14 protein-coding genes are annotated in these 12,925 nt (G+C 61.4%); all 14 read right to left on the bottom strand.

Translation table 11 applies throughout. The features are described 5' to 3' along the window. Positions 1-48: 48 nt before the first annotated feature. Entirely contained in the window at positions 49-2,622 is a 2,574-nt protein-coding gene (locus IZ6_RS03935; RefSeq protein WP_222876708.1) for a hypothetical protein, read from the bottom strand. 17 nt (positions 2,623-2,639) lie between these two features. Next, positions 2,640-5,045, bottom strand: coding sequence for a hypothetical protein (locus IZ6_RS03930; RefSeq protein ID WP_222876707.1), 2,406 nt, complete (start codon positions 5,043-5,045; stop codon positions 2,640-2,642). 83 nt (positions 5,046-5,128) lie between these two features. Continuing rightward, a complete protein-coding gene (locus tag IZ6_RS03925; RefSeq protein WP_222876706.1) occupies positions 5,129-5,950 on the bottom strand; it encodes a hypothetical protein in 822 nt (273 codons plus the stop codon). Next, positions 5,950-7,746 carry a hypothetical protein gene (locus IZ6_RS03920; RefSeq protein ID WP_222876705.1) on the bottom strand — a complete coding sequence of 599 codons (1,797 nt, stop codon included), beginning with the start codon at positions 7,744-7,746 and terminating at the stop codon, positions 5,950-5,952. Before IZ6_RS03920 ends, IZ6_RS03925 begins: the two co-directional genes overlap by 1 nt. Before the next feature lie 15 nt (positions 7,747-7,761). Then, the gene (locus IZ6_RS03915; protein WP_222876704.1) at positions 7,762-7,890 is read right to left on the bottom strand and encodes a phage tail assembly chaperone; all 129 of its coding nucleotides are present in this window, start codon (positions 7,888-7,890) and stop codon (positions 7,762-7,764) included. Positions 7,891-7,901: 11 nt separating this feature from the next. Beyond that, the gene (locus IZ6_RS03910) at positions 7,902-8,339 is read right to left on the bottom strand and encodes a hypothetical protein (protein ID WP_222876703.1); all 438 of its coding nucleotides are present in this window, start codon (positions 8,337-8,339) and stop codon (positions 7,902-7,904) included. A 9-nt stretch (positions 8,340-8,348) separates the two neighbouring features. Then, positions 8,349-9,005, bottom strand: a complete 657-nt coding sequence (locus IZ6_RS03905) for a phage tail tube protein (protein WP_222876702.1) — start codon at positions 9,003-9,005, stop codon at positions 8,349-8,351. Position 9,006: 1 nt separating this feature from the next. Beyond that, on the bottom strand, positions 9,007-9,402 hold the full coding sequence (locus IZ6_RS03900) for a DUF3168 domain-containing protein (protein WP_222876701.1): 396 nt from the start codon (positions 9,400-9,402) through the stop codon (positions 9,007-9,009). 1 nt (position 9,403) lies between these two features. Further along, the gene (locus tag IZ6_RS03895; protein WP_222876700.1) at positions 9,404-9,868 is read right to left on the bottom strand and encodes an HK97 gp10 family phage protein; all 465 of its coding nucleotides are present in this window, start codon (positions 9,866-9,868) and stop codon (positions 9,404-9,406) included. Further along, the gene (locus IZ6_RS03890; protein ID WP_222876699.1) at positions 9,865-10,212 is read right to left on the bottom strand and encodes a phage head closure protein; all 348 of its coding nucleotides are present in this window, start codon (positions 10,210-10,212) and stop codon (positions 9,865-9,867) included. Before IZ6_RS03890 ends, IZ6_RS03895 begins: the two co-directional genes overlap by 4 nt. Next, complete coding sequence (locus IZ6_RS03885) at positions 10,212-10,748, bottom strand: head-tail connector protein (protein WP_222876698.1); 537 nt, start codon at positions 10,746-10,748, stop codon at positions 10,212-10,214. The genes IZ6_RS03890 and IZ6_RS03885 overlap by 1 nt, the downstream gene beginning before the upstream one ends. Before the next feature lie 10 nt (positions 10,749-10,758). Further along, a complete protein-coding gene (locus IZ6_RS03880; RefSeq protein WP_222876697.1) occupies positions 10,759-11,127 on the bottom strand; it encodes a hypothetical protein in 369 nt (122 codons plus the stop codon). Between the two features lie 92 nt (positions 11,128-11,219). Then, positions 11,220-11,489, bottom strand: a complete 270-nt coding sequence (locus tag IZ6_RS03875; RefSeq protein WP_222876696.1) for a hypothetical protein — start codon at positions 11,487-11,489, stop codon at positions 11,220-11,222. A 77-nt stretch (positions 11,490-11,566) separates the two neighbouring features. Beyond that, the gene (locus IZ6_RS03870; protein ID WP_222876695.1) at positions 11,567-12,919 is read right to left on the bottom strand and encodes a phage major capsid protein; all 1,353 of its coding nucleotides are present in this window, start codon (positions 12,917-12,919) and stop codon (positions 11,567-11,569) included. Positions 12,920-12,925: the final 6 nt, after the last annotated feature.

Here is a 12,925-nt window from a genome sequence, read left to right as displayed (position 1 = left end):
GAAAGCCGCCCGGAGGGGGCGGCGGATAGGAGGCAGATCGACCGAGCGTTAGGGCCGTCCGTACACGGCGACAGCGTGAATTCGGAAGCGCTTGTTGTTTGCCGAGACGAACCGCGCGGCGATATCGTCGGCCGAGCTTTGACCGCTCACATCGATGCCGGTGGCCTGCCACAGATAGAAGCCGGCCGCGATCTCGATCTTCTGTTCCGTCCCCTCTTCCCAAGCCGAGCCGGTACGAGAGCCGTAGATTTTCAGATCCGTATTGACGGTCAGGCTGTCCGTTTCCTCAATGATGGCATACACGTCCACCGATAGCGGCACGTCCGGAATGTCGCTGGCGACCAGTCGCAGATCGAGATTGTCCGCGCCCGTCGCTTCGCTGAAGACCACCTCCGCGAGGATCGAATTGTCGAGCGCATTGTGCATCCAGACGTAGTCCCAAAGCGTGTTGGGGTCGTTCGACGTGATGATTTTGGTGTCGGCGGTCGTGCCGTCCGTGAATGTGACCGAACCGAGCAGCGTCCCGTCCGTGCCGCTCCCCGGTGCGCCTCCCTGCTTGGCGTATAGGTTCCATGTCGTCGAGGGGTTCGACGACTGCATATAGCCTTGATCGTTCGAGCCGTAGATCTGCACCGACTGAATGCGCTTCGGCGATGCGCTGTAGTTCTTCCCGACATAACTGTTTGCCGCCGCCGAACGCGCCGAGTTTGCCACCGCGGCGTTCGTCACGCCGTTGAAGGCGGAGGCGATGCCTCCGCTGTTTATCATCGTGCCCATCGTGGTGCCTGTTGCACCCGATATCGGCGTTCCCGTTGCTGTTGGCTGCGCCGTCCCGCCGATTATCAGTTCATTCGTCGAGTTCGGTGCATCGACGCCCGCCGCACTCGCGAAAGGCTCGGCAAAGCAATTGACCTGCTGCAGTCGGCCGCCCAGCAGCTGCGCCAATTGCATGTCGCGCTCGGCAAGCTGAGCCTTGGTGACATCGCCGCCGCCGCCGGCTTCCGGCTCGGCATAGGACGGGTCGGCGCCGGAGCCGTTGCTTGTCAGCACGAAGCCCGAGGTTCCGGGATTAAGTTTCTCCCAACCGGTGTCGCCGCGCAGCAGGATCGCGCCGCGAGTAGAGCCAAACACGGCATCGAAGAGCGCCGTCAGCGTTGACCAGTCCGGATCGTTCGCGCCCATCTTCAGGATGGTGTGTTCGGTGCCCTTGGCAAAACGCTCGGCGCCGGATGCGCCGCGGCGGATCATGTCGCCGCGCGTCGTCATCAGTGAGAAGATCGCGGTCTTCAGGTTTGCGAGAGACAGCTTCTTCGTCGCGTTCGACGCGGCGCTGTCGCTGATCGCGAATTCGTCGGCATCGACCGGAGTTGACTTGTTGGTGCCGCCGGCGATCAGCGCACCCCAAGCCGCCCAGAGGGTAGCCTTGATGTTGGCCCATGTGACCTTCTTCAGCTCGCCGGAGGCAGCGCTGTCGCCGAAGCCGACGACATCGGCATCGACGGGTGTCGTCTTTGCGGAACACGCAGCGAGCGCAGCGCCGAGCGTCAGGCCCGTCAGAAGGTCGGTGTAATCTGCCTTGAACCAATTCGACGCGTAGACGGTCGTGGAAGGTGCGTCCGTGATGGCGATGAGCCGGTCGCCGTTTGTGAAGGCAACGCCCCCCACGGTGCCGCTGACGGACACGATGAAGCTGTCGCCGGCAATGACAGCGCCCGCGGTACCGCCGCCGCCCGAGTTCGGGAACGTGCCCGCCGAGGCATCCCAAGATCCGCGCAGCACGACCGCTGCATCGAGGGATTCGACCCTGATGCGGATCGTGTCGAGGTTCGTCGCCGAAGTGACGGTGACGTATTGGAGCTTGTCGCCAGAGGCGTCGAGTGCCTCTTCGACGGTGTCCGCGCCGGGATAGGCCGCGTGCCCGCCGTAGCTGACTTCGCTCGCCTGGCCTGGCCCGGCCGGCGTGAAGATGAGCGAGATCGGATCGCCAGCGGTGAACGTGCCGTCGACATCGACGAACTCGATCGGCACCTTCTTGTAGTTCACGGCATCAATCACCGCGCCGGTGATGACGGCCTCGCGCCAGGTCGAGCCGGAGCCGGCGGACTGGACCCTGATCGTACCCTTATGATTGGTGCCGCCCGTCCGGTCGAAGCTTTCGATCAGCGCATCGATCGAGCCGCCGAAAACATTCAGCTCACTGACATAGACGAAGCCCGTATCGCCCTCGTCTTCGAGCGAGGCAGAGAAGCGGAGACCGCCCTGCGCCGGCGCGGCGTCGGCGGTTTCTTCCTCGAACACAAGCGGCGTGCCCCCGCTGCGGCCAACGTCAACATCGGTCGCGGCATTGGTGCCGATCGAGACGTTCTCCCACTCATCGACCCAGGGTTCGTCATCGATGATGGCCTCAGCGCGGATGCGATAGAAACCGCCGCGGGCGTAGAAATCGAAGCGCCCGCGCTCGTCCGCCGTGATGTAGTTGGCGGCGGGATCGGTCTCATCCTGATCGTTCCAGATCGTGGCGAGCCGCCCGAGATTGTCCTCGCGGCGCACATACACATGTGCGCCAGGCACCGCGGCAACGCCATTGAGTACGACGCCGTGAAAATGGGCGAGAGTTGCCATTCGGGCCTCTTAGAATGTCAGTTGGTTTGTGCGCCGCGAAGATCGCCGGATGCCCCGACGAAGTTCACATAGCTGACGCCGTCGATGGCGAGACCGGCCGGGCCACCCGCGCCTCTATCAGGGCCAGGGCCGGGGCCAAGTTGTCCGGGCTGGCCCGGATCGCCGCCACGCCCGCCAGCACTGTCCAGCGAGCCACCGAACCCGCCGGATTCGGTCGTGCCGTCCTGTGCACGCTTGACGCCGTCACGGTCGGGCGCACCAAGGCCAGGCGTTGCACCCGCACCGCCACCGCCGCCGCGTGCTCGCAGATCGATAGCGCCGCCATCGCCGCCACCACCGCCGCCGCCCCATCCCTCACCCTCGGAATTATCGAGGTTGAAAGGCGTGCGCGCTTTGAGCGCCGTTCCGCCGGGGCCACCGTTTTGCGGGCTCGTGCTGCCCTTGCCGCCGTCGCCGCCCTTGCCCTCGAAACGGCCGCGATTGATGACATTCAGGATGACGGTCCAGACCGTCACGGCACCGCCGGAACCACTCGATTGCGCATTCTTGTCGAGCGTAATCTGCGACGACGAATCGACGCTGACGATCTTTGAGCCGGTCTGAATGCCCGTGCCGCGCACAAACATGCCAGGCGCCAGGCCGGCCGTAACGGCATTGAAGCTAAGAGCGGTTAGAACTGGACTGCCGCTCGACCGCGTCGCGGTTCCCGCTTCCGAAGGCCACGTCCCGATATCGAACGAAGGCAGATCGGCGTTGAGGGAGCCGACGATGACATTCTCTTCGATGATGCAGGTGACGGTGTTGCCCGGCGAAGGATCGGGGTAAAGCTGATTGTACGCATCGCGAAGATCGACATTGTATCGGTTGCCTTCGATGATGATCGAACGATCGGTCGGATCGAAATCGTCTAAGACCGTGAACAGCATCTCCGATGCTTCGACGATGTAGCGATCCGGCGTCGGGATCAGGCGCGTAACCTGTATCGGTACGGATACCGGTGCGCCGGTCTCGTCCTGCAGACAGATCGGGTCCATGACCTGATAGCCGCCACCGAGAACCGGCGGGACGAATTCTTCACGATGCACGGCAAGCTGGATCTGGCGCGGCGGATCGACGAAACGCCCAAGCTGGATTGCGCCCACTCTTTCGGCCGGCTGCCGCCCGAAATCTGCGATCCAGCGCGCAAATATCTTCTTGACGGCCGGTGACCCGTAATCCTCCTCTGCATCAAGACTGAAAACGTTCGCGATCGAGCGATAATTCTCTGGGTCTTCGACACTCTTCAAAGGATTGATAGGCGCAAAGTAGACCAAAACCTGCGATGCACGACGCTCCGGCGCGTCCGAAATCTGCAGTGTATTTTCGATGATGTTGGAGCGATCAAAGAGCGCTGCGTCCGTCGCGATGACACCTAGAACTTGAAAACGAATCTGCGCTGCGAGATCGTCCCAGAAGACTGCGAGTCCGCAGACCTGGACAAGCTCCGAGATCAGCTTATTGCAACCGGTCGGATCGCCGATGAAAACCGTGTAGACTTGGCTGAGTTTGGTCGCGCTCTCGGCCTGCCACGATTCAAACGGAATGAAATCTTCCGACAATCCGCAATAGTTCACCAGAAGGTCTTTAAGGATGACTTCCGGCAGTTCGGATTCGTGGAAGAAAGGGAGTTGGACGCGATCCTGAGCCTCATGAGCGACTGCAGGCGTGTTTCGCTGGCCCCGCAAAATGGTGAGCGTGTCGCCGGAACGGTTAGTCACCTTGACGACTTCATTGCCGCCAAAAATCGCAAAGTAATGGGTCGAGGGCGAGCCGGTCGACGCGGCTGGATACTTCTCATTGCCGATGCCCGCCGGAGATAGAACGGCGGTCACATCGTCAGCGTCGATGGCTCCGTTCAGGAAGCCGTCGATAATACGCGGCGCCTGGGAACGTTCATCATCCGCAAACTTCAGCGCATCTTTTGCGGTAATTGTGAACTTGCCCTCCGGCGAGGGGCCTTCAAAGCTATCGACGAAGAAATGACGGATCTCCATCTGATCGAGCGTCTGCCCGACTTCGCCCTTGATCCACCGGATGGCCTTGCCGCGGAGCGAACGGTGCCTGCCTCGCAGCTTGCCGAAGAATGTGCCTTGCTCATATGGATTGTACGGACGATCCGCAAGATACTTATCGAATCCGCCGGAATCGCTATAGGGGAAATCGCTGAACGTGATCACGAGAGACGCACGCGTTCCGAGATTTTCTCCGAGAGAGACAATGCTCGCGGTAAAGCTCACATTCTCGATGGCGGGCAATGCCTCGATCTCTGCGGAGGGGTAGTGATCGCTCGCTTCACTGAAGCGGACGGTAAAGACCTCCTCGTCGAAATCGTTCAGAACCGGGCACGTCTTCCGAGTGTTGAAGCACTTGATCGCGCTCGACACGCCCAACACCGCCGAACACGGCGAGACGCCGTATTCGAGACTGCATCGCGGAAAATCGACTTCAACAAAGTTCAGCGCTCCAATCACGGTGCTGTGCCGCCGACTTGGAAGTCAATCATCATTGCGCCGTTGGGCAACTGGTTCACCGGCTGCGGATCGTTGAGTGCGATGACATACCCGACTTCGAGCGGATAGGCGGCGGGTCGCCACGACCAGAACCACGGCCGCTTCTTACTCACGGCAACGAACGGCTTCAGCGTGCTGCGCACCCATGCCGGGTCGAGATTTTTGAACCCGAACGCGGTCGACCGCTTTTCATTGAGCAGCACGCTTCCGAGATAGTCTCCGCCTTGTGACCAATTTGTCTGGACGGTGACATCCGGCGCGAGCGTGATCGGCTTGTGATCAACATAGAGGCGGCTGTGAACGACGAGCAACGCGCCGACATGGACCACAGCGATGCGCGGCGCAACAGACTGCGGCGAGAGTTTGATGCGTATCTGTTCGAGGAATTTTCCGACGAAGCGCAGGAGCAGCGGCGCGTCAGTGTCGGGCATGAACGGCTCGACAAGAACAAGCCATTCGCCAGGGTTCTCCGTGTCAGGATATTCAATCGTGATTTCGATACGCCCGGTGCCCGCATTGTGGCCGGCGATACCGACGTAATCGACCTCGTGATCGCTGGAGATGTCGAACGTCACATACTGATCTGACGTGCTGTCGCTTTTCCAGCTCTGCTTGATTGATGTCGACGGATTGGAGAGGTTGCTTGCGGGATAGAGTGTGTCTTCGTGATCGGCGACAATGCCGCCGAAGACCACGAGGTTATGCCAGCCGATGAGCGGATCGTTGGCGTTCGGACTTCCGGCGAGCGAGAGAAGAAGCGCTTGAGAGAGGACGATCATCAGGCGACCCGAATCTTGGCGCCGTCGCCGACTGCTTTATTGATGCCCGTGATAATGCGGCGAATATCTTCGCCGCTATAAGCGCGATCAGGGTCGAAGCCTTTCAGGTAAATCACCTGAGAAGATTCCGCCGCTTGCGGCGCCGCGGCAGCTTGACCACCGCCGCCACCACTCGCAGCGCCGCCGCTCGACGAGCCCTTTGAAACGGTCTTCATCCGCGCGATCGTTGCAAAACCCTGCGCGGCCACAGAAGCGGCGGCGGCAATGTTCGCCGGGAACGGCAGACGCAGCGCCGCAGTGATGCCCGTATAGACGTTGATCAGAGCTTCCGCGAGCGACAGCGCCTTGACGATGCCGAGCTGTTTGTCGCCCTCCTTGCCCATGATCTTCGTCAGGCTTTCGATGATCGAACCTGCCGAACCGAGCGTCGATGCGAAATCATTAAGGCGCTGCTCGTTGATGCGGGCGACCTCCTCGGCATAGTCCTTCTCGACCTGCGTGCGCATGGCGGCGGCTTCCTGCTCCGACAGAAGCCGCGCATTCTCGAACTCCTGCACCTGCGCCAGGCGCTTTTGGTAGGATTCGTATTCGCTCTCTTCCTCGGTGCGCAGATATTCGCGCAGCATCTCAAGCTTGCGTTCGAGCTTCTCGCGCTCGCGGTCTTCCTTATCGGTCGTGCCGTACCCGCCGCCGGCGGCCGGATCGTTATCGTTGACAGGAGACCAGCCTTCATTTCCGCCCGCGCCGAACCCTGTCTGAACGATGGGAAGTGAAGCCGTCTGCATGTACGATTGCAGTTCGGCCTTCGCATCTCTCAGCCGCTGGCTGTTCTCTGCGAGAATGACGTTGAAGTTCGTCCACGCGGCCTTCGTTTCCTCCCAGGACATAGGCTTTGTAAAGAACTCCCAGAGAGCCGTGGTCTCGCGGTAGAGGTTTTCGACATCGACGGCAGCGAGGCGCGCAAATTGAACGATCCAGCGGAAGCCCGTCGCAATGCCGTCGAGCGCACCCTCAACTTTGGCTTTGTCGCGCACGAACCCTTCGAAAATGCTGGCGAGCGTGTTGAGATGAGGCAGGAGCCGCACGGTCAGTTGCACGCCAAGCCCGCCCGCCATCGCCTTGATGCGATCCAGCGTATCGTTGAAGGCGTCGGCATCCCGCGCCGTATCGCTCCCGAACGTGATACCGAGGGCCTTCGCTTCCTCCATCAACCGCTGCAGACCGTCGCGGCCCTCATTAAGCAGCGGGATCAGGTCGGGTCCGATCTTCTTGCCGAACAGATCGATTGCGAGATTCGTCTTTTCGACACCATCCGGCATGGCCGCAAACTTTGCGGCAAGATCCGCCAGAACTTGGCTCTGCGAGCGCATATTACCGTCCGTATCGCGGACGGCGATGCCGAGCCCCTTGATGGCGTCCGCAGTCGGACTGATCTTCCCAGTTGCCGCATCGGAGATGCCCTGTGCCATCGACTTGACACCCTTGTAGAGCGTCTCGACCTCGACATTCGACATCTGCGCCGCGTAGCGCAGCTTGGTCAGTTCCTCGACAGGAATGCCGAACTTCTGGGAAGCCTTCCCCATATCGTCGGCATCGTCGATAACGCCCTTCATGACCAGGCTGACGGCGGCGCCGGCCGCAGCGACGGCCGCCGCCGCAGCGAGGAAGGATTTCTCGACACGATTGGTGAAGCGGTCGAGCGAGCCCGAGGCGCGCTTGGAATCGGCCTCGATCGTCGCCGAGTCCAAACCGAGATTGATGCGCAGCGCGCCGATGATGGCGTTTGCAATGCCCATCCGGTCACCCCCGCGTCAGCATTTTTTGTAGAGTTCTGCGACCTGCGCTTCGGTGAGAGAGCCGTAGGAGACGGGCTCTCTTCGCACTTCCAGAAGCCAGTAAAATTCGGTCGGATGCAGCGCCCAGAACTCGGCCGGGCGCATACCCCAATTGCCTACCGCGGCTTGGTACGCCGCCTTGACGAACTTGAGCTCGCCCGGCGGCTTTTGCGGTTTCCCTTTTTGCGTCCCGCCGGCTCCTTCACAGAGCCGGGCGGAAGCATCAGCGAGAGGAGCCCATTCAGCGAACCCATGATGTTCGCCTTAGTCTCAGCGCCGTCGAACAAGCCGGCATAGACCTCTTCGTCCGTGACCGGCTCGCGCACGATTTTGTCGTCGCGCTTGTGCTCGACGGTGACGCCGGCATAGCGCATCACCTGCCCGTAAGCCCGCGCAATGCGCGTGAGCTTCATGCCGCCCGACGCGGCGACCTCGTAGAGTTTGTCGATCGTAATGACGTCTTCGACAAGCTCGATCGCACCCATGATGCGATTGGAGGGGATCGAATAATCGACCCCCTTCCAGTTGAATTTGAAGTCCTGAAAGACAGCCATGGGCTATGCTCAGGCTGCGAGGACGTTAGCGGTTGCGCCGGACGTGGCGCTCGCCGCGCCGGCGCCGTTCGTCAGCGTCACCGCCACCGACAGCGCGTCGCCGACATCGCCGACGACCGGCGTGTAGGTCTTCGCCGTCGCGCCGCCGATATTCGAGCCGCCGTTCTTCCACTGATAGGAGAACGTACCGCCAGTGTTCCAGACGCCTTCGAAGGCCGTGAGCTGCACGCCCTGTTGCGCGATGCCGGAGATCGCCGGGAGGACAGAATTGACCGGGCTCGCCGCCTCTTCGTATGCCGCCGCGCCCGAGGACGAGAACGTCGCCTCATACGTAAAGGCGTCCTCATAGGCGCCCGTGTCGCTATAGGGATGCATGAAGGCGGTCATCGAAAGGATGTCGCCGTTCGGATATTCGACCTCCAGCGCACCTTCCTGATTGCCGCCGAAATAGTCGACACGAAGAATGTTGTTCTTCGTCACGCCGGACACGGTGATATCGACGCTCTTCACCGCCGGATTGTTAAGCGAGGTCCGCCAGCCAGCGGAATCGTCATTCGTGATATCGACCGCCTCGCCGTTCAGAGAGACCGATTTCTCGCGCGCGCCTCCGATGAGCACGCCGTTCCACCGAACGATCAGTTCGGGTCCAAGAGCTTCGCCTGCCATGTCAAATCTCCCTATGCCAGAAGATGTAATCTTCCTGAGTGGTGAAAATCGTCTGCCCGCCGGCAGGCGTCTCGTCGGAGTCGTCGGGGCCTTGGGCGTAAGCCCGGACCACCTGAACTCCCGATTGCGTGAAAGTCTTTCCGCTCAGCGCCGCGCGAACGGCGCGATGCAGCGCCAGGCGCGACTCGCGGGATGATGCGAGCGCGTTGATCTGGACCCGCGTTGACTGGAGATCCGTCTCGCCGTCATCGGTATAGACGGGCGGACCCGTCACGAGATGCAGCACCAGCGCCGGCAGAGGCGCGCCCTGCTTACGCTTCCCCCAATCTATATTCGTACCTACCAGCGTTGAAATGCCCGGCTGTGCGAGAAGAAAAGCCGTGAGAGCCTGTTGCATGTCACGACTTCTTTCCCGCCAGGCGCTTTGCCTTTGCGATATGGCGCTTCATCGCCTTCTCGATTTCGTCCCACAGCATCTTCTTGAGCTTGTCGACGAGCGTGGGGCGCGCCGCGTCCCATGCTGGGCGAAGGCCCGGATGCGGCGCCTGATCGACCGTGCCGAATTCCTCCGTGATGGCCTGGACGAGGCCCGGCGCGCCGACGAAGACCTCGACGCTCGCCTTATCGGAAGCAAACGCCTTCTTGTGCTCGCGCCGCTGCCGCGTCGTCAGCCGCGTGCCGACGCCAATGCCTTTCTTCAGCTTCCCTTTGGCGACACGAACCGAAGCTGCGAATGCCTCTGCAATGGGCGTCCCGATCGCGAACAGCACGCGCTTGAGAACGTTCTTCCGGGTGGCCTTCGGCAGATCCTTAAGCGCCTCATCGCACTGCTTGAGTCCCTCGATCTTGACCTTCAGTTTCACTGATCGGTGCGCGCGACCGCGGAAATCTCGACGCCCTCCCGCCGGCCGATCTCCTTCACCGCGACGATCTCGTAGCGCAGCCCATCCAGCTCGACGCTATCTTTCGCGTTCACCGTCGAGGTGTTGACGAGGCTCGACCATCGGACCTGAAAGCGCGTCGTGATCTCGGCGCCGACTTCCTGCGCAGACACGCGCTCGCTGTCGCTCACATCACGCTTTGACGCGGGAACCGTGATCTCGGTGACCGGACCCGGCACATATTCGTTGAGGCCCCCAGAGCGCGTGCCAGGCGTTGCCAGCCGCAGGATAACCTTGCGATCGAAATCCTCTGAGCGCACAGCCATCAATAGGCCCGCAGCGGCGCGAGAATGTTGCGGATGGTCTCGCGATAGCCAGGCGGGTCTTTCATGTCGAAGTGCAGCTTCACATGCGTGCGAACGGCGTTCTTCGCGACTTCACGGCGCGGATCGTCGTCCGCCAGACCAACCGCGTATTGAATCTTGACCGCTTCTTCGCGGCCCGAAGTGGAAGGCCATGACTGCCCCGCGGCGGGCACGAGGCGATCATCGGACAGAAGCTCGTAGACGGAAGAGGCCAGCGTCTGCGTGACGCCGGCCCCGTCCTGATAGGTGATCTCGACGACCTCGATGACCGGTCCCTGCGGAAGCTCGATCTCCGCCGCGAACGACGCGCAGCGAACTTCGAACACCTGATAGGCGACGGTCACATGCACCCCGTCCGGGCCGAAGAATTCGGACTCGGCTGCCGTAATCAGGCTCGCGATAAAATCGTCGCGGTCTGAATCGTAGACGCCGAGCACCTCTTTCATCTCGTCGATATCGACGAGCGGCTCGGGCGGGGTGATGAGGATCGGGATCATGGCCGTTGCATCAGTCGGTTACGACGATGAACGTGCCGAGCTTGGCATCACCGCCGTTCGTGATCGCAATTTTTACGCGGTCATTCGCGATGCCGACTTTGTCGCGAAGTGCGCGTGTGCCGTCGAGCGTCGCCGCAACACCGACAAGATCGTCGCACGCTACACGCGGATACTTCGTCACGCCGGCCGTGACATTGGCCTGCGTCCACAGCCCCTCGGACGTGGCCTCGACGGTAATCGCGAAATCGACCGTGTCAGCGAACGGCGTGGACCCGTGCTTCTTGTAAGTGATGCTGTGGATCTTGCCGGCGATCCGCGGGGTGTATTCGGTCGCGGAGCCATCGCTCGCCGTGGTGACAGGAACATTGTAACGACGCATAATCAAGTACTCCCTCTTGCTGTGAGCGCCGCGGCGCTCGGTGAGGGCGGAAGCGGCCTTCAAACGCGGCCTGGACAGAACCCCGCCAAATCTCAGCTTTTCTTGGCTTTAGCCTTCGCCTTTGCGGCCTTCGCCTTCGGCACCGGTTTCGGCGCCGTGTCGCCGGAAGCGGGCGCGGTATCCGGCGCCTTTGCCTTGGCACCGGGGGCATTCGGCCCTTCGATGACCTCGAAATAATGCGGGTGCTTCTTGATGAGCTCGCCACCGAGCGCATCGCCGACTTCGAACTCTTCGTTCTTTTTCAGCGGCTCCGCAGGCTTCACGGCGCTGATATGGATCTGATCGAGGGCTTTGAGTTTCACGGTGTGACCTCCTTCGGTTCATGGAAAGGCCGGCGCGCGTTTCCGCCGCCGGCCTTCTGCATCAACCGAACTTGTCGTTACGCTGCGAGAGCGTCCGAGAAATCGCCCTTCACGAAGGCTTCGGTGCGATAGACCGAGAGCGCCAGGCGCTGCTCGCCACGGATCGTCACGAGGTTTTTGCGGAAGTTCTGATCGTCTTCCGTGGAGATCGCGACGTTGGCATCTTCACGGTCGAAAATCTGAGCGCCGAGCTGGAAGGCGCCGACGAGGAACTTATCGACCGTCATCGCCTGCGTTTCGACGACCGGAAGGCGCCACAACCGCGCCTCCGAGCCGCCCTGCGGATTGGCGAAGAGGTACGCGCCATCTTCCGTCTTGGTCAGTTCGATATCAGCCCAGTCGACGGGATTCATCGCGATGCCGCTCGGCGGATATTCCGCGAGGAATGCCTGCAGGATCGCCATACGGATGATGTCGATCTTCGTCAGGTTGCCCGCAGCGCTCGGCACAAGCAGAGCCGGATTGTAAGCCGTCGCCTGCGTGTAGATGCCGTTCAGGTCCGTGCCGACGCCGCTACCGTTGAGAAGCTGGTTCTCTTCAGCAAGGGCCAGCCCGTAACGCAAGCGGCCGTCGATGTAGGACGCAAGCTGCGGGACATCGTCGAGGATCGACTTCGTCGCGAGAACGAAATGCGCAATCGTCGTCACCGCCGCATTCATCAGATCGAACTTGAGTTCCGACTGGGGCTTGGTGCCGCCGGACGTTTCGGAATGCGTGGCGGCGCTATTCGTGAAGCCCGTTTCCTTGACATATTGGATCGCGTTCGAACCAGTGCGGCCGGGCGTGATCAGATCGCGGATGGTCATACGGCGCTGCGGAGTGGCCACAATGCCGGGGACGCGCTGCGGGATGATCAGATCGCCAGCCGAACCGTTCGCGTCGGTCGTCAGCGAGCTGATGATCGCTTTGATCTGGACCTGAACGCTCTGCTTACCGCTCCGCGAAGACTTCAGGAAGGTCTTAACCTCTTCCATATCGCAGACGCGCTGGCCAATGCTCTTGACCTCGGCGGCATCGCCGGCGCCATCGATAGCCTTGGCGATCTGCTGTTCGAGCGCCGTCATGCGGTTCGAAATCTCGCCGTGCTTCACCAGCGCCTCGTCAGCAGCCTTTTTGGTTTCCGCCGTCAGGTCTCCAAGACGCTTGAACTCCGTGTCGGCCTTGTCAGCAGTCTTCTTGACCTCGTCGGCCGCTTTCTTGAGTTCGACCGTCGCGGTTTCCATCTCCTTCTGCGCGGCAGCGAGCGCACCGGCATCCGCGAGGATGAGGCCGACATGGTCGGTGTACGGCACGAGATCGTACGCGGCGACGAGGACCGTCACCGCGACGAGGCCGCAGATCGCGGCCATGAGAAAAATCTTCCGGTTCATGTGAGG

Origin of the sequence: Terrihabitans soli (genome assembly GCF_014191545.1) — a bacterium.
GTDB classification, from domain to species: Bacteria; Pseudomonadota; Alphaproteobacteria; order Rhizobiales; family Methylopilaceae; genus Flaviflagellibacter; species Flaviflagellibacter soli.
This window is presented reverse-complemented; position numbering and strand designations above follow the sequence as displayed.